Annotated in this window: 14 protein-coding genes; 11 read left to right on the plus strand and 3 right to left on the minus strand. The window is 66.8% G+C overall.

The window, feature by feature from the left end:
• Positions 1-74 precede the first annotated feature (74 nt).
• Entirely contained in the window at positions 75-1,142 is a 1,068-nt protein-coding gene (locus ACN6LB_RS39975; RefSeq protein WP_445030155.1) for a LysR family transcriptional regulator, read from the plus strand.
• Positions 1,143-1,535: 393 nt separating this feature from the next.
• Here ACN6LB_RS39975 and ACN6LB_RS39980 read toward each other — a convergent pair whose 3' ends face one another.
• Entirely contained in the window at positions 1,536-1,664 is a 129-nt protein-coding gene (locus ACN6LB_RS39980; RefSeq protein WP_445030156.1) for a hypothetical protein, read from the minus strand.
• Between the two features lie 79 nt (positions 1,665-1,743).
• Between ACN6LB_RS39980 and ACN6LB_RS39985 the strand changes: the two genes are divergently transcribed.
• The 10 genes from ACN6LB_RS39985 to ACN6LB_RS40030 all read left to right on the plus strand — a co-directional run bounded on the left by ACN6LB_RS39985 (position 1,744) and on the right by ACN6LB_RS40030 (position 12,702).
• Positions 1,744-2,688: a hypothetical protein gene (locus tag ACN6LB_RS39985; protein WP_445030157.1), complete on the plus strand. Its 945-nt coding sequence runs from the start codon at positions 1,744-1,746 to the stop codon at positions 2,686-2,688.
• A 161-nt stretch (positions 2,689-2,849) separates the two neighbouring features.
• Positions 2,850-4,976, plus strand: a complete 2,127-nt coding sequence (locus tag ACN6LB_RS39990) for a glycosyltransferase (protein WP_445030158.1) — start codon at positions 2,850-2,852, stop codon at positions 4,974-4,976.
• 278 nt (positions 4,977-5,254) lie between these two features.
• Positions 5,255-6,475: an acyltransferase family protein gene (locus ACN6LB_RS39995; protein ID WP_445030159.1), complete on the plus strand. Its 1,221-nt coding sequence runs from the start codon at positions 5,255-5,257 to the stop codon at positions 6,473-6,475.
• Positions 6,476-6,601: 126 nt separating this feature from the next.
• The gene (locus ACN6LB_RS40000) at positions 6,602-7,582 is read left to right on the plus strand and encodes a hypothetical protein (protein ID WP_445030160.1); all 981 of its coding nucleotides are present in this window, start codon (positions 6,602-6,604) and stop codon (positions 7,580-7,582) included.
• Positions 7,583-7,802: 220 nt separating this feature from the next.
• Positions 7,803-8,462 (plus strand): hypothetical protein, encoded by a 660-nt coding sequence (locus tag ACN6LB_RS40005; protein ID WP_445030161.1) that lies wholly within the window; start codon positions 7,803-7,805, stop codon positions 8,460-8,462.
• Positions 8,450-9,484, plus strand: coding sequence for a hypothetical protein (locus tag ACN6LB_RS40010; RefSeq protein ID WP_445030162.1), 1,035 nt, complete (start codon positions 8,450-8,452; stop codon positions 9,482-9,484). Before ACN6LB_RS40005 ends, ACN6LB_RS40010 begins: the two co-directional genes overlap by 13 nt.
• Before the next feature lie 117 nt (positions 9,485-9,601).
• Positions 9,602-9,919, plus strand: a complete 318-nt coding sequence (locus tag ACN6LB_RS40015; protein WP_445030163.1) for a type VII secretion target — start codon at positions 9,602-9,604, stop codon at positions 9,917-9,919.
• Positions 9,916-11,271, plus strand: a complete 1,356-nt coding sequence (locus ACN6LB_RS40020) for a putative T7SS-secreted protein (RefSeq protein ID WP_445030164.1) — start codon at positions 9,916-9,918, stop codon at positions 11,269-11,271. Before ACN6LB_RS40015 ends, ACN6LB_RS40020 begins: the two co-directional genes overlap by 4 nt.
• Positions 11,272-11,367: 96 nt before the next feature.
• Positions 11,368-11,982: a hypothetical protein gene (locus ACN6LB_RS40025; RefSeq protein WP_445030165.1), complete on the plus strand. Its 615-nt coding sequence runs from the start codon at positions 11,368-11,370 to the stop codon at positions 11,980-11,982.
• Positions 11,983-12,006: 24 nt separating this feature from the next.
• Positions 12,007-12,702, plus strand: a complete 696-nt coding sequence (locus ACN6LB_RS40030) for a hypothetical protein (RefSeq protein WP_445030166.1) — start codon at positions 12,007-12,009, stop codon at positions 12,700-12,702.
• A 131-nt stretch (positions 12,703-12,833) separates the two neighbouring features.
• Here ACN6LB_RS40030 and ACN6LB_RS40035 read toward each other — a convergent pair whose 3' ends face one another.
• Positions 12,834-13,046, minus strand: coding sequence for a bacteriocin immunity protein (locus tag ACN6LB_RS40035; RefSeq protein ID WP_445030167.1), 213 nt, complete (start codon positions 13,044-13,046; stop codon positions 12,834-12,836).
• A gap of 27 nt (positions 13,047-13,073) precedes the next feature.
• The gene (locus tag ACN6LB_RS40040; RefSeq protein WP_445030168.1) at positions 13,074-16,925 is read right to left on the minus strand and encodes a DUF6531 domain-containing protein; all 3,852 of its coding nucleotides are present in this window, start codon (positions 16,923-16,925) and stop codon (positions 13,074-13,076) included.
• Positions 16,926-17,025: the final 100 nt, after the last annotated feature.

Below are 17,025 nucleotides of genomic sequence, written 5' to 3' on the forward strand. Positions count from 1 at the left end.
GTCGCGGGTTGCCGGGCCCGGGGTCCAACACCTACTCCGTAGCGATTGACGCACCTGCGTTGTAAGTTCGCCCGATGTCCGTCTCCGTCCCTGGCTCCGATTCCTCCGCCGCCTCCGCGGGGGGCGCCGCTTCCGATTCCGCACGCGTGCCCGCCCCCGTCGGTCCAGGGGCTCCCGGGTTCATCGACCCCCGCCTCCTGCGCGCCTTTCTCGCCGTCGCCGAGGAACTGCACTTCACGCGTGCCGCCGCCCGGCTCTACGTCGCCCAGCAGGCCCTCAGCCGTGATATCCGGCGGCTGGAGCGCGAGCTCGGCACCGAGCTGTTCGTGCGGACGACACGGCAGGTGACGCCGACGGTCGACGGCGAGCGGCTGGTGCCGTATGCGCGCCGCGTGCTGGAGGCGCAGGACGCGCTGCGCGCCGCGTTCGGTGCGCCGGAGGCGGCACGGCCGCTGCTCGTCGACGTCAACAGCCCGGGGCTCGTCTTCGAGCGCATCCTCGGCCGGGCCCGCGAACTCGCCCCGGACGCCGAGCTGATGGCCCGCTTCGAGAGCGGACTGACGGGCGCCGCGGGGGAACTGCTCGCCGGGCGCCTGGACGCGTCGTTCGGACGGTTCGCCGGACTCGCCCCGGCGGTCAGGGCCCGGCTCGGGCAGCAGCCCGTACGGTACGAGCGGATGGCCGTGGTCCTGCCGGAGGACCACCGTCTCGCGGCGCTGGACGTCGTGCCGCTGGACTCGCTCGCGGGCGAGGCCGTGTACGCGGGGGCGGGCAACCCGCGGACGCTGGAGTGGACCGACCTGGCGCGTCAGTTGTTCGAGGGGCGCGGAATCGAGATCGCGCCGCCCGCGCCGGTGGCCGTCGGGCCCGAGGAATTCCAGCGGATCATGGCCAAGAAACGGAACCCCGTCCTCGCCGTGGTGGACTTTCCGGCCATGCCTGGCACCGTGCTGCGACCCCTTGTGGACCCCGTTCCGCTGTCACCTGTGTCGCTCGTGTGGCGAAAGGGGCTGGTGCATCCTGGATTCGATGCTCTTCGACGAGCCGCCACCGAACTCGCGTCCGAAGAAGGGTGGTTGCAGCCACCCGAACGAGGGTGGCTTCCGGCCACAGATGCACTCATCATGATGAGGAAGAACTGACGTATAACCACACACGCCACCCGTCTGCGCTACATTTTTGAGCCGGGCGCAATGTGGTAAATGGGGCGCTTGAATCGGGTGGGGTCCGGTTCCGCCGACGCGTAAGTCATGCCCGGAGTCGTGCGTGCGCACCCGAGAACTGTCCCGTGGGGGGATGCGCGTGCGTGTGAAGAACTGGCGGAAACACACCCAACCGAATCGACGAGAAGTCGATCAGCGGGAGGGGCGTGGATCTGATCCGTCGGACAGTGGTGATGACGACAGCGGTGGGGATGGTGCCGGTGCCGGGCTCGGGTTCGGTTCGGTCGGTGGTGCCGGTTCCGATGGCGGTGCCGGTGCTGCTCCCAGCGGTGATGGGGTCTCTCCGGGGCCGGTGAACTGGCCGGACGCCGCTCAGACGTCCTCCTGGTCCCAGGCCGAGGAGATGTCCGAGACCGCGAGGCTCTCCGACACCGGACGGTTGCCGCGCTCGCTGGGCCGGCCTCGGTCGTCCTCGCCGCCGCCCGGCGCCGAGACGCCCACCGGGGATTCGCCCGGTCCCGCGACACCCGCCGCGGATGCGCTCGGTCCGGCGAGACCCGCCGCGGATGCGCTCGGTCCGGTGAGACCCGCCGCGGATGCGCTCGGCGCGTACGCGCCCACCTGGGAGCAGCCCGACGACCCGGGCCACACTCACGACCCCAACGAGGTCACGGTCCAACTCGACGGTGCCGGGCGCCGGTTGGACGACCCGCTGACCACCCGGCCGGCCAAGGGCGCTCCGGGATCCGCAGGGTCCCTGGGCATCCCCGGAGCCCAGGACGGGCCGGGTGGGCCGGGCGGTTCTGCCGGTTCGGTTGGTTCGGTCGGTTCGGTCGGTTCCAGCGGCCCGGAGGGTTCGGACGGACCGGTCTTCGTCGACGAGTCGGGCCGCCGCAGCCGTCGCTTCCGCCGGCTCGGCATCATCGTCGGCCTCGCCTGCGCCGTGTACGCCGTAGTCATCGTCGTCACGCTCCTGTCGGGCAACTCCAACGCGCCCTGGCTCCCGGTGCCGGGTCAGAAGGACGACCAGCCGGCGGGCAAGGTCGACACCTCGCCGCTGCCCACCGACGCCGACGCCGACGCAGGCACCGGCGGCGGATCGGCGAACTCGCCCGGCTCGGGCAACGTCTCGCCGGGCACGAGCCCGACGGCCGGCGACGGTACGACGCCGAAGCCGGGCGTCAGCGCCTCGCCCGGCGCCTCCAAGAGTCCCGCGAAACCGGGCACGTCGACCGGCCCGAAGCCCTCGACGTCCACCACCACGAAGCCCGACCCGGGCACCAGCCCCAGCAAGGACCCGGACCCCAATCCGACCGACCCGGTGGTCGACCCGCCGGCTCCCACGCCCTCGGACACCGCGGCTCCCTCGGCCTCTCCCACGGAGAGCCCGGCCCCCGGCGGCCCGGGCACCGGCACGGTCGCCGACGGCCCGGCCGAATCGGCCCCCGTCGCGTCGGCCCCCGTCGACCAGGGCCCCACTGAACCGAGCGCCACCAGCTCCTCGTCCCCGGAGAACATCCTCTGATGGCATCCCGCACCAGCCGTCACGGACCCGCACCTCGCGCGTCCGGCCGGTCCCGCACCTCTCGCACATCCCGCACATTCCGCACATTCCGCACAGGAACCTCCCGCGGATCACGTACGGACACATCCCACAGGGACAATTCCCGCCGTCGTCGGCTGCCGATGCGTCACCTGCTCCCCTCGCTCATCCTCGTCGCCCTGATGGCGATGCTGATGCTGCGCGGCTATGTGCACAGCGAGATCCTCGCGGACCACCGCGTCCAGCCCGAGGCCGCCACCGACAAGGTGCCGCAGAAGATCCTCGACGGCGGCCCGGTCATCGACACCCGCGACGGCCGTACGACCAGCCTCGACGTGGAGGACCACGATCTCGTCCTCACGTTCGACGACGGCCCGGATCCGACATGGACCCCCAAGGTCCTCGACGTCCTCAAGGCGCACCACGCGCACGCCGTCTTCTTCGTCACCGGCACCAACGCCTCGCGCTATCCCGAGCTGATCCGCCGCATGGTGAGGGAGGGGCACGAGGTCGGCCTGCACACCTTCAACCACCCCGACCTCTCCTACCAGTCCCAGAAGCGCATCGACTGGGAGCTCTCCCAGAGCCAGCTGGCGCTGGCCGGCGCGGCGGGCATCCGCACCTCCCTCTTCCGGCCGCCGTACTCCTCCTTCGCCGACGCCATGGACAACAAGTCCTGGCCGGTCACGCAGTACATCGGCACGCGCGGTTACATCACCGTCGTCAACAACACCGACAGCGAGGACTGGCAGAAGCCCGGCGTCGACGAGATCATCCGCCGCGCCACGCCCAAGGGCGGCAAGGGCGCGATCGTCCTGATGCACGACTCCGGCGGTGACCGCCACCAGACGGTCCAGGCGCTGGACCGTTTCCTGCCCCAACTCCAGGGCCAGGGTTACGTGTTCGAGAACCTCACCGAGGCACTCGGCGCCCCCAGCGCGCACACGCCGGTCACCGGCACGGACCTGTGGAAGGGCGAGGCCTGGATCTTCCTGGTCAGCGCCTCGGACGAGATCACCGACGGCCTGGTCGTGGCGCTCGCCGTGATCGGCGTCCTCGTCTTCACCCGCTTCGGCCTGATGCTCGTACTCTCCGCGGTGCACGCCCGCCGCGTACGCCGCCGCGACTTCCGCTGGGGCGCGGCGCCGGTCACCGAACCGGTCTCGGTGCTCGTGCCGGCGTACAACGAGGCCAAGTGCATCGAGAACACCGTCCGTTCGCTGATGGCGAGCGAGCACCCCGTCGAGGTCCTCGTCATCGACGACGGTTCGAGCGACGGCACGGCACTGATCGTCGAGGGCCTTGACCTGCCGAACGTACGCGTCGTGCGCCAGCACAACGCCGGCAAGCCCGCCGCCCTCAACCGCGGTCTGGCGAACGCCCGTTACGAGCTCATCGTGATGATGGACGGCGACACCGTCTTCGAACCGGCCACCGTCCGCGAGCTGGTCCAGCCCTTCGCGGACCCGTCCGTCGGCGCCGTCGCGGGCAACGCCAAGGTGGGCAACCGGGATTCACTCATCGGAGCCTGGCAGCACATCGAGTACGTGATGGGCTTCAACCTCGACCGCCGTATGTACGACATGCTGCGCTGCATGCCGACGATCCCGGGCGCGGTCGGCGCGTTCCGCCGCTCCGCCCTGGAACGGGTCGGCGGCATGAGCGACGACACACTCGCCGAGGACACCGACATCACGATGGCGATGCACCGCGACGGATGGCGGGTCGTGTACGCGGAGCGCGCCCGTGCCTGGACGGAGGCGCCCGAATCGGTCCAGCAGCTGTGGTCCCAGCGCTACCGCTGGTCGTACGGCACGATGCAGGCGATCTGGAAGCACCGTCGGGCCCTGATCGAGCGGGGCCCGTCGGGGCGCTTCGGCCGCGTCGGACTGCCCCTGGTGTCCCTCTTCATGGTCCTCGCCCCGCTCCTGGCCCCCCTGATCGACGTGTTCCTCCTCTACGGAGTGGTCTTCGGCCCGACGCAGCGGACGATCGGGGCCTGGCTGGGCGTCCTCACCGTCCAGGCGATCTGCGCGGCGTACGCCTTCCGCCTCGACCGCGAACGCATGACACACCTGATCTCGCTCCCGCTCCAACAGATCCTCTACCGCCAACTGATGTACGTGGTCCTGCTCCAGTCCTGGATCACCGCACTCACCGGAGGCCGGCTGCGCTGGCAGAAGCTGCGGCGCACGGGCGTGGTGGAGGCGCCGGGCTCGATCCCGCGACAACGGGTGCAGAGCGGGGACGACCGGAGGCCGGTGGGATGACACAGGAACGTCAGGAACGTCAGGGATATCCGGGATATCAGGGACACCGAGGGCATTCGGGGGCTACGGAGGGATCGGTGGGGGCGGAGGGAGTGGTGGGAGCGGACGGCGCGGCGAGAGCGGACGGCGCGGCGGGTTCTGGAGGTCCTGGAGGTTTCGGGGGTTCCGGGGGTACGGCGCCGGTGTGGCGGCAGGCTCCGGTGGCTCCGGCCACCTCGACTGCCCCGACCGCTGCGGCCGCCGCGGCCGAGATTCCGCACCAGCGGTCGGCATCACCCGTGGCCGCGCCCGCGACGGGCCCGGCGGCCCCGGCGGCCCCGGCGGCCGGGACGGTCCCACCGGATCCGGCGCCCAAGAAGCCGGGCCGTGACCGCTACCTGGACCTGCTGCGCTCGATCGCACTCGTCCGAGTCGTCGTCTACCACCTGTTCGGCTGGGCCTGGTTGACGGTCCTGTTCCCGTCCATGGGCGTGATGTTCGCGCTGGCGGGCTCGCTGATGGCCCGCTCGCTGAACCGCCCGGCGCTGGGCGTGATCAAGGGCCGGGTAAGGCGACTGCTGCCCCCGCTCTGGGCGTTCAGCGCGGTGGCACTGACGCTGATGTTCGCGAACGGCTGGAACATCCTCAAGGACCCCGACCACAGGGGCACTTGGGGCGTGATCGACCTCGTCAACTACGTCATCCCGCTGGGCGCCCCGCCCTTCCCCTGGCATCTCGGCTCCGAGTCCGGTCTGCTGGAGTCCAGTTGGGCGGTCGAGGCGGCGGGCCCGCTCTGGTACCTGCGCGCGTACCTGTGGTTCGTGATCGCCTCCCCACTGCTGCTGTGGGCGTTCCGCCGGGTCCCGTGGGCGACGCTGCTCGCTCCCCTCGCCCTGACGGCGATCGTGGGCACCGGCATCGTGAACATCCCCGGCGAGACGGGCAACGCCGTCTCCGACTTCGCGGTGTACGGCGGCTGTTGGGTCCTGGGCTTCGCCCACCACGAGGGGGTGCTCAAGCGGATTCCCCGCTACGCGGCGGTCTCCTGCTCGGCTCTGCTGATGGCCTTCGGCCTGTGGTGGGCCTCGGGGCACCTCGGCCCCGACGGCTGGGACCTCAACGACATTCCGATGGCCCAGGCGACCTGGTCCTTCGGCTTCGTCGTCATCCTGCTCCAGTACTCCCCTTCCTGGCAGGAGCTGCCGGGGAAGCTGGCGCGCTGGGACAAGCTGGTGACGCTCTCCAACAACCGCGCGGTCACGATCTACCTCTGGCACAACATGCTGATCATGGCCACGGTCCCGATCATCGACCAGGCGTACAACCTTCCCTTCATGCAGAGCGACCGCGCGGTGGGGGCGCTGGACACGACGTACATGCTCTGGATGTTCGTGCTGGTCTGGCCACTGATCGCCCTGACGATCGTCGCGTTCGGCTGGATCGAGGACATCGCCGCGCGGCGCAGCCCCAGATTGTGGCCGAACGGTGTGAAACGTGGGCGCTCCCGGCGAAGGTCCTGACGCGGGCAAGTGGGCTAGTTCATAAGACACTTGCGTGTGGGGGACGGGTGGTGAATGTTGGGGTCCGGGTCGGGTGGGGCGGTTGTTCCTCCCCGGCCGACATGCCGCACGGGGGAGACACCACAGATGACACAGCCGCCGCAGGACGGTTTCGGGGCGCAGCCGGGTCCGTACGGGTATGGGGGAGAGGGCCCCAACCCGTATGGGGGGCAGCAGGGCCCGAATCCGTACGGGGACCAGCACGGGCCGAACCCGTACGGCGGTCAGCAGCCGCCGATGCCTCCGCCGGTGCCGCCGCAGGGGCCGCCTCAGGCCGGACCTCCGGCCGGGCCGTACGCGCCTCCGCCGGCACCTCCGACTCCGCCTGCTCAGGCGCCCGGCCAGGGGCAGCAGCCCAACCCGTACGCGGCCCAGCCCCAGCCGTACGGGGCGCAGCAGCCGGCGTACGGCCAGCCGTATGCGGTGGGGTATCCGCCGCAGGCCGGGGGCGCGGGCGGTGACGGAAGCGGTGGCCAAGGCCCCAGGAAGCGCCTGGCCATCATGATCGCGTCCGCCGTCGCGGCCGTCGTCCTGATCGGCGGCGGGATCTACTTCGTGACGAGCGGCAACGGCGACGACGGCGACAGCAAGCCGAAGGCCGACAAGAGCGTGTCCGCCTCGCCGACGGCGTCCACGACGGACGAGCCGTCCGACGAGGCGTCGGAGTCGCCGGAGGACCACTACGGCGACGACGAGGACACGTCGGACGACGCATCGAACGGCACGTCGGACGACTCCACGGGCGGTTCCGTCACCCCGCCCGATTCGACGGGGTTCGAGGGTCAGTGGCAGAACGACGACAACAAGACCCTCACGATCGGCGACAAGTACGCGACCGGCGACTACAAGGGCAAGTACGCCCTCTCCTACATCGACCCGGGCGGCGAGGGCATCCTCACCGGCCTGGGCGCGGACCGCAGCGACGGCGGCTTCCGGATGGTCCTCCAGCCCATGGGCAGCAAGAAGGACTCCGACTACACCTCCGCCACCCTCAAGCGCGACGGCGACAGCGTCGTCATCACCTGGGACGACGGAGGCAGCGACACACTCCCGTACGTCGGGGAGTAGCACGGGGCCGGCACGGGCCTTTGCAACGGCCAACGAAGCGACGGCCGTGCCCGCCCGTGTCACCCGAACGAGGGCCAAGGCGACTCCCTTACCCCCACTAACTCCCCGTACGCCCCATTCGTCCCCCGAGTTGACGTAGTTCGCTCTGGTGTCGCCCCGCAGGCCCCCGATACCGTATCGCTGCCCTCCCTCCCCCCAACCGCCCCACCAGGAGCCCCCAGTGAACCGCCGCCGCCCCCGCCTGCTCACCACAGCCGCCGCCGGCGCCACCGCGGCCCTCCTCCTCACCGCCTGCGGCGGAGGCGACGGGGGCTCCAAGGGCAACGACAAGATCGCGGGGGCGGACACGGGAAGCGAATCGCCGGCTTCACCGACCGCCAGTGGTGCCGGTGCCGTGGAGCGGCCAAAGATCGAGGTGCCGTCGGACGTCAAGTACGACTTTGAGTGGAAGAAGACCGGAGACGCTGACAAGGACGCTGTCCTGAACGATGCCGAACAGCGCATCCAGGCCGTGGACATGGCCATCGCCAACCAGGACGCCTTGGACAAGGCGTATCTCTTCTACACCGAGGGAACCGCAGCGGCTGGAAGCCAGCAGTACATCCAGTCGTACATCGATCACAAGGCCCGCACTACAGGGACCACGCGGTTCTATAACGAGGACCTGACCGTCAAGGCGGATGGTACGGCGGCTTTTGTGTACTGCGGAGATCAAAGCAAGGCTTACAACAAGTATCTCAAGACCGGCAAGACCGATGTGACGCCGGTGACAAAGAACAGTTACGTGATCTACGCCAGTGTCCTGCAAAAGAACAAGAGCGGTATCTGGGTCACCGAGCGCATGACGTCACAGAGGGGGAGCTCCAAGTGCCAGCCTTGATCCGAAGGAGCCCTTGGCTCCTGGCTGCAGCTCTTTTGACTGCTCTGGGAACCACTGATCCCGCACACGCGGACCAAGGATGGGGCGGAAGTACCGACAACGGCTCGAACGCGAAGCCCGCTGGCGGCGTGGACGGTGACAAGCTCCTGGCTAAGGCAGGCGGAATCGTCTTCGACCGCTCGAAGAACGGTTCCGGACAATCTGCCGGCCCCGTGACATCAACGACCTCCTGGTCCCCGCCCGCCTGCTGGTATGCCCCGAAGTACACCCCCGAGCAGCTTCAGAAGTACCTGGAGCCGATCTGGAACGCCGAGTCCACGGGCTCCCAGTGGGACCTGGAGCAGCGCAACAAGTACGAGAAGGGCCAGCCCTACAAGGACTTCAACAAGGACAAGGCCGGCAAGGGTTATTTCTGGGACTCGTACGTCAACGAGGACTTTCCGCCCGGCTGGGACGCCTGCAAGGAGCCCATCTTCTGGGTGGACAAGGGTGACCCCCCGCCCGCCGACATCAAGAACGCGGTGACCCCCGAGATCCTGGCCCAGCTCGCGTACGCCGAGATCCGCGTCCCGTCGACCAAGGTCAAGCTCGCACCTGCCGGCACCACGAAGGTGAACCTGCCGACCTGGGCGTGGCTGGATGCCGCCGAGTTCAAGCCGGTCTCCGTCACCGCAGCCGTCCCGGCGCTCGGGATCCAGGCGACCACCACCGCCGAACCCGTCTCTCTGAAGATCGACCCCGGCACGGACGACGCCACCACCTACCCTGCCTCCGGCGTCTGCGAGTTCGACAACGGCCATATCGGCGAGGCGTATGCGAAGGGCAAGGCGGACGAGACGCCCCCGTGCGGCGTCGAGTACCTGCGCTCCTCGGGCGACGGCTCGTACCCGCTCAAGGCCACCATCACCTGGAAGATCCACTGGACCGGCACCGGCGTGACCGAGGTGCAGGGCCTGCCGGACGGCACGTTCGGGGCGGAGCAGGACGTCGTGGTCCAGGAGATCCAGTCCGTCAACCGCTGAGAGCGCTACCGCACGAAGGCATGAAATACCCGTCTGAGCTGGGCAGTTGGTCAGTCACCCCGATAAACGGATGGCAACATTCCATCCGTAGCGTCGGGCGGACAAGGACGGGACCCCATGGCGGAGCGGCTGGCCGTTGACGGCGACGAACTCGACCACTTCATGAAGATGCTGAAGAAGTCGAGCCACTCCCTGCAAGGCCTGCGCAGAGCGCTGGGCGACGCCACGGTCACAGGCTTGGGCACCGACGACCTCGACTCCGCGTGCGAGGACTTCCAGGAGGAATGGAAGTACGGCGCCGAGAGCATCGGGGAGCAGACCGAGGACCTGGCCAAGATCATCGGCCAGAGCAGGGACAGCTATCGCGAGGTCGACAAGGCGCTGGAGGAAGCCCTCAAGAAGGGCAAGCACGGCAAGAGCGGGGGCGGGAAGTGACGTACGCCCCCGGCATTGAGCAGCCGGGCTCGACCCCGGACCCACAGTTCCGGTCGGACCCCAGCAAGCCGCAGGGCCTGAAGTCGGCCCCGCACATTGCGAATCCGAACTACCCGCACCTGGGCTTCAACCCGGTGCCGGGCAGCACCGAGACCGTACGCACCCTGCACACCAAGCTCGCCAACTGCGCAAAGACCCTCGAAGAGACGCACAGCCTCGTCACGAAGCTGATGGAGGGCAGCTACTGGAAGGGCGACGCGGCCGTCGCCTTCCGGGAACAACTCGACGGGGGCCCGCTGCCCCTCAACCTGAAGAACGCCGCGCACTCGATCCGCAAGGCCGCCAAGCAACTGGACCGCTGGGAAAGCGAGCTCGACGATTTCCAGCGCCGCGCCAAGCGCTTGGAGGAGGACGCGAAACACGCCCAGGCCGCGGTGGACACAGCCAAGGGACGCGCCGCCAAAGCCAAGGACGACCCTGACCTAGCCAAGAAGGGCACCCGTCACGACGACGCCCAGAAAACCCTGACCCACGCCAACACAGCCGTCGACCACGCCCAGTCCGAGCTCGACAAAATCATCACCAAGGCCCGAAAACTCGCCGAGGAACACGAACACCAGGCCGAGTGCCGCGCACGCAAAATCCGCGACGCCACCAAGAAACTGGTACCGCACGAGCCGGGGTGGTTCGACTCAGCGCTCGACTGGCTGCAGGAGAACCTTCCAGACATCCTGAGCTTCTTGGCGGGAGTCATCGCCCTCGTGGCGATCATCTTCGCTGGCCCGCTGGGGATTGCGATGGTGGCGGCCCTGATGCTTACCGCCTCAGCTCTGAGTGCAGGGGCGTTGACGCTGCGGTTGCTCTTCGACCCGGAAATGCGTGCTTCGCTGTGGGACGGATTCACCAAGGGCGAACTTGACACGGATTTCTGGAGCAATCTCGTCACGGTGGGTGGCGACGTGCTGGGCGTGCTGCCGGGGCTCGGTGCTGTTGGGAAGGGGAGCATGGCCGCCCTACGGAGTGCCGGTACAGCGGGAGAAGTGGTCACGATCGGCCAGAGAATGACCAGTATCGGAGCCTCCACCATGGAGCAGGCGCGCGCCATCTCCAGCCTCGACAACTCCCTGCTCACCTTCACGATTCGGGGTGCACAGGCCGAACGGGCCATTAAGTCAGTCGAGGTGACGTCCGGCGCGATCGGCGTCGGCACGGCTGGCTTCGGCTTGGTCAACAGCCTTATGGATGCTGATGACGACGGGATCAAGGACAGCGCCGTTGCGGGCATCGACGGTGCACGGATGGGTATCGACGGCGGCGCGGTCTTCGGTCTCGTTCAGCACCTCCGCTCCTGAAGCTTCAACGCGTACAGAGAGAGGCTCGGTATGTCCCCCCACGACTACCCGACCGCCTGGGACAATCCACCAACCCGTCGAGTATGGATCCAGCACATGGTCATGATCGTCGCAAGACTGCTCGGTTGGGCGGTCGGCTTCTTTGCCGCGCTCTTTCTCATCGTTGCCACGCCGCCTTGGATTGGATGGGTATTCCTTCCTTTCCTCCTTTACGCGTCCTTCCGTGCCGTTCTTCAAATCTCCTATTTTCCCTGGTCGATTGGTATCCAGCAGGTCTTGGGGCAGTACCCTTGGCAGATCCTCGATGGCGTACCGCGTGGTCTGAGCAAGCATCCAGAGGTTGAAGACGACGAAATGTGGTTTGAGTTCGCCAACCCGGAGAGCCCTGAAGAGAGGGTTCCGTTGCCGTTCCTCAGCTCGATGCGCACGTACTGGTGGATGAAGCGCATTGGTGGCCCCCGCACCAGAGTTGAGCTGAAGGCGGAGATCGAACCTCTCTGGTTTGCCGGCGACCCTCGCTTCCTCGCTGTCGTCGCAGCACCCGGCCGCAGGGGCAACGCCCCCAAGCGGCTGCATCTCCTCTACCAGCGGCCCGCCAAGGACCGTCGGGTCGCCCCCATCGACTGGAACGCCAGCCCCGCCGCACTGGAACGGGCCCGCCGTGCCGGGGCTCGGCTCCCCGAGTCTGTGTATCGTCCGCGCCCCTCTTGAGATGAATGAACCGGCCAAGACCTCATGACCTTCACGCCCGTCTTTGTCATTGACGAGTCCGCCAAGGATCCCCATGCGGACATTTGGTTCGCCGAACCGGCCGGCTTCACTGCCGTCTCTCTCAATGCCCTTCTGGTGCACGCCGACTCCGGGGGCGGTGAGCATCTGCGAACTGCCCTGGCTCCCCTCCTCGACTCTGCGCCGGATGACGAAACCCGCCAGCGATTCATGTCCCAACTTGAGGCAGGGCAACGATTGTTGGTGGCTCTCTGCGAAGTCGGTACCGTTCACTGCTCAATCGGCCTTCACCGCAACGACCTAGACGACACCGGCACGGGACAACCGCTCTTCTCCCTCTTCACCATCTCCTGGCGTGACACGGCCACAGCTCCGCGAGCGGTCACCGCGGCCCGCGCTGTGACCGCAGCCGAAGAGCACACCCGCATCGAATACCTCGAACTGCCATGTGGGCCAGCCACCTTCAGTGAGACAGTACGCATCCCATCGGCGAAGAGTGATCTTCCGAAGGAGCCCCTCCTCCAGATCCACGCCCACCTCCCGCACCCGGATGGCAAACGGCTCGCGATCCTCACCTTGAGCACGACGGCGGCTGCCCTTCGTGAGCAATACCGTGGGTTGCTTCATCGGATCGCGGAGATGGTCAGCTTCGACAACCCGTTCGCAAGGACCGCACCCGACGACGAGCACGCACGTCCATGACGTCCCGTTCGAGCTGCTCCCTCACGCTCCTCGGGCGGTCGGCCCACACAGCCCTGGATGTGCCGCATGACGACGTTATGTCGCACTGTTCTCAAAGCGTCGGTCAACCGCGGAACACTATAAATTGAGGATCACAGTTCAATAGGCCGATAGGACAGAGCTTGGTCCACTACTTCCTCCGCCGTGAGCTCTGGATCCGAATAGTAGATCAAGTCCGTCACCCGAGGATGTAGGACGCTCTTTTTCAATTCCTCCACCAATGCGTCTTCCTCATCTTCAGGGAGAGTCGCGTCGATGAGCTGCTGCACCATTTGAATGAGTTCCGCACGGGTCTTTGAGATCACGTGGCACATCCTCTCGAGTCGGGTCTGCTAGCTGCCGAAATGATAGCCGCCAGCGAGGATCTCTTTGTGGTAGCGCGGTGTCACAACCACGAGGTTATCAAGGTCGTACACGCCTCCGCCACGCTGGATCGGTTGGACGTGGTGCAGTACGTAACGGCCCTGGCCTGGGATGGCCTGGTTGGCGGCGACGAATGGAGCCTTGCCATCGGCCATCGCTGTCTGGCCGGACTTCTTGAATTGACCCGCCAGTTCTGGATGCTTCGAGACTTCTTCCCAAAATGCTTCTCTGAAGTGGTTGAAACTCTTGAACTCTCGCCCTTGCAAACCCCGAGCCACTTGTCCGGGAATGCGTCCAGCGTTTCCCTCGCTTCCTCTGAGCCATTTACCGCTGATGTCCGGGAGTCTGTCGCCTCCTGTGGTCATACCGGGGGAATTTCGAAGCTGGGTCGCGTTCTTCCTTGCTGCGATTTCGCAGGGTGTGAGGCCGAGAGGGTCGCCCCACGTGTGGGGGTTGGCCACATATGCAACGGGATTAGAGTTTGGCTCAAGACCGAGGGGGTCTTGGGTGAGGTAACGGGCGATTTCGGGGTCGTAGTATCGAAAATAGTTGTAGTGCAAGCCCGTTTCGGGGTCGTAATACTGGCCCGGAAAGCGTAGTGGCGTATATGCGGTGTTGTTTGCCGCCCATGCGGTCGTACCCCAGAGAGTGCTGCGGGCACGCCAAGCGACTTCGCCGGTTTCATTGACGAGTTCGGTCGGAGTGCCGACGAGATCGGTGACGATGGCGAAGAAGCGGGAATCGATCTCGTGCTGTGGCGCGTCAGCAGCCGACACCCGCTCGGTCTGCGCGATGGGGGCCAAGCCCTGATGGTCCCAGGTGAGGGTGACCGGATTCGGGAACGACGTCGACGTGGTCGTCTGTTCGCAGAGGACCGTGCCGTCCCAGGTGAAGTCGACCCGCTCGGCCACAGTGACGCCATCGGCGGCCATGCGCAGCTTCGCTGTGCGGCGTCCCAGAGGGTCGTATGCATACTGCCAGCGCGTACCGTCGGGAGTCGTGACCGAGGTGAGTCGGTCGTTTTCATCCCAGGTGTAGCGCCAGGTGTCAGGCTTGTGGGACAGGCGGACCTTCTGGCGCAGCACGATGCGGCCGAGCCCGTCGTGCTCGTAGCGGACGCGCCCAGCCTGTGTGATGCGGGTGCCGACGTAGGCGCGAGACCCAGTGGCTTCGTGGCCCGGATGTGTACGAGGCCAGTCGGACTGGGTCTGGTTGCCAGCGGCGTCGTAGGCGTAGGTCTCGGTCCAGTTCAAGGCGTGCACGGCGGTGATTCGACCCGCCGCATCCAGATCGAAGTGACGGCCTCCGTGAAACGAGCTGTCGATTCCCATCAGATTGCCATCAGCCTGGTAGATGAAGGACCGGTGCAGGACGGACTGGCCGTCGGTGCCCGTGACCGACTGGCTGGAGAGACGCCCCACTTCGTCGAACGCCTGGGCAACGGTCGTGCCGGCACCGACGCGGCGGGTCACCTCGCGGCCCGCCGGGTCATGCTCGAAGTCGATGACGCGGCCGGAAGCGGTGAGCCGGGTGGGCTGGCCGACTTCGTCGTAAGCCCAGGTGCTTTGCGCGCCAGAGGGAGTAGTACGGCCCACAAGCTGTCCTGCCACGTCGTAGGCATAGCTCAGAGTGCGCCCATTGACGGTCTCGGCGAGGAGGCGGCCGGAGCTGTCCCGCTCAAGCGTGAGCGAGGAGTCCGGACCGGTGGCATGGGTGAGGTTGCCGAGCAGGTCGTAGGCCCAGGTAGTGACCGTTCCGTGGGATTCCTTACGAACAACTTGGCCGAGTGCGTCGTACTCGAAGGTGATGGTCTGGCCGAGGGCGTCCGTGCGAGAAATGAGTCGCCCCGCAGCATCGTGGGCGTAGGTAAGGACGCGGCCATCGAAGTCGGTTTCAGACGCCAGGCGGCCGACGGTGTCGTAGTCGTACCTCCATGTCATGCCGAGCGGGTTGGTGACTTGGATGAGACGCAGAGACGTGTCGTAGGAGAACTCGAAGCGAGCCCCATCTGGGCCAGTGCGGGCCGCGAGCAGATCAAAATGGGTGTAAGTGGAGCTGGATGTCTGGCCCAACTGGTCGGTGCGGCTGATGCAGTTGCCCTCGCCGTCGTAGCTCCAGCCCTCCACTGCACCGTCGGATGTGGTGCGGCGCAGGAGTTGGCCTTCCGTCGACCAGGCCAGTCGGGTTGTGTGCCCCAGTTCATTGGTGAGGGCGACGGGGTTGCCGAATCTGTCACGTTCCCAGGTGGTCGTACCCAGAGGATCAGTGACCTCCAGCGGCAGGCCGGCCTGGTTGCACCGCACCGTAGTTGTGCGGCCCAAAGCGTCGGTGACGGCGAGGGGGTGACCTTCCGGTGTGTAGGTGCTGTGAGACGTGGCTCCGGTCGGATCTGTGATGGACGTGCAATTGCCGCGGTCGTCATAGACGTACCGCCAAGAGGTGCCGTCCGGCAGGTTGATGCAGGTGGTGAGATTGAGGTCGTTGTACGCGTACCGAACCACTGCACGGTCAGGCCCGATCACCTCTATCGGACGGCCTTGTTCGTTATTGCTGATCAGCGTGGTGTGGCCGAGCTCATTGGTCACACAGGTGATGTGCTGGTGGAAGTCGTAGGCGGTGCGCACCGTGCCACCCAGCGAGTCGACCTCAGCGATGACGAGGCAGCGGTCGTCGACGACGAGACGCGTGGTGTTGCCCTCCGCGCTGCTGACCTCGGTGACACGGCAATGGGGCCAGGCGGGGTCGGCCTGATCGTAGGTAAAGGTGTTGGTCAGGTGCCCGGCTTCACCGCCCTGAGCGATACACCGGTCCTGATCATCGTAGGTGTACTCGTAGCGGTGGTGCTTGGTGTCCTCCCACGCCGTGGTGCGCAACCGCTGGTCGTAGGTGAACTGGGTTGGCAGGTCGGACGAGTTGGTGACGGAAGTGAGGCTGCCTTCGGTGTAGCCGTATCGCTTGACCGTGGCGTCCAGGCCGTCGTCACCCGCGTCGGCCAGGTTCAGTGCGGTGATGCGTCCATCCTCGACAGTGAACTTGAGGTGATAGCCGCCGGAGTGCCGGATGGCTTGAGGGGTGCCCTCGTAGTCGTAGTCGAAGTCGATGGTGTTGTTGTTGCGGTCGGATATCTGCTCCAGCAGAGCCACGCCGTCGGCCGGAATGGCAAAACGGCGACTGACGCCCGTGAGGGGCTCGGTGACGAGGTAGCCGCCGGTGTCCAGACGGGTCAGCGGCCAGCGCGGGCCGCTCTCAGAAAGCACCGGTGCTGTCGGCCCTTCCGGGTGCGGATACGCCAGCACCATGCCGTCGGCAGTGACGAACACGACCCCGCGCTCGTCGATCTCAAGACGTTGGTCGATGGTGGAGGACCAGGTAGGGCCGAACCACCAGCCCGTGCGGTAGCCCGAGGAAACCCGTCGGGTGAAGTCGAATGGCAGAGTCCCCGGCAATGCGATGTCAGTCTGTTCCAAGTACATGTACCCCGTGGCGGGATCAACCGGGTCACCGCACCCTTTGAACAGGCTCTTCAGCCTGCTGTAGGCGCCTTTCGCGCCCTCGGTCAGCATGTCGCGGCCGGACTTCGCCAGGCCACGGACGCTGTTTGCCATGCTTTTCAGGCCTTTGAGTTCCTTCAGGCTTTTCATACCCTTGGCCAGCCCGCCGAGGGTGGTCAGGCCCTTCATGCCGGGGATGCAGTCCAGTGCCGCGAAGGCCACGTCCCATAGGGAGGCCTGGCCCTTCGCGTATTTGTTGAGGGTGTCGGCGAGGACGACCAGCGCGGCGATCAGCACGATGGCGCCGAGGATCGGCCCTCCGATGATCATTGCGATGATGCCGACGACGGCGACGACGACCTTGCAGACCGCGACGATGGTGTCCCAGTTGTCGGAGAACCAGTCCCCGACCTCCTCCCACCACTTGCGG

This window comes from Streptomyces sp. SAS_270, assembly GCF_052543295.1.

What these genes read in the sequence shown, in the direction of transcription:
- ACN6LB_RS39990 (WP_445030158.1), top strand. Translation starts at nt 2,850, where the DNA reads ATGCGTCACCTGCTCCCCTCGCTCATCCTCGTCGCCCTGATGGCGATG.
- ACN6LB_RS39975 (WP_445030155.1), top strand. Translation starts at nt 75, where the DNA reads ATGTCCGTCTCCGTCCCTGGCTCCGATTCCTCCGCCGCCTCCGCGGGG.
- ACN6LB_RS40030 (WP_445030166.1), top strand. Translation starts at nt 12,007, where the DNA reads ATGACCTTCACGCCCGTCTTTGTCATTGACGAGTCCGCCAAGGATCCC.
- ACN6LB_RS40015 (WP_445030163.1), top strand. Translation starts at nt 9,602, where the DNA reads ATGGCGGAGCGGCTGGCCGTTGACGGCGACGAACTCGACCACTTCATG.
- ACN6LB_RS40040 (WP_445030168.1), bottom strand. Translation starts at nt 16,925, where the DNA reads ATGATCATCGGAGGGCCGATCCTCGGCGCCATCGTGCTGATCGCCGCG.
- ACN6LB_RS40000 (WP_445030160.1), top strand. Translation starts at nt 6,602, where the DNA reads ATGACACAGCCGCCGCAGGACGGTTTCGGGGCGCAGCCGGGTCCGTAC.
- ACN6LB_RS40025 (WP_445030165.1), top strand. Translation starts at nt 11,368, where the DNA reads ATGGTCATGATCGTCGCAAGACTGCTCGGTTGGGCGGTCGGCTTCTTT.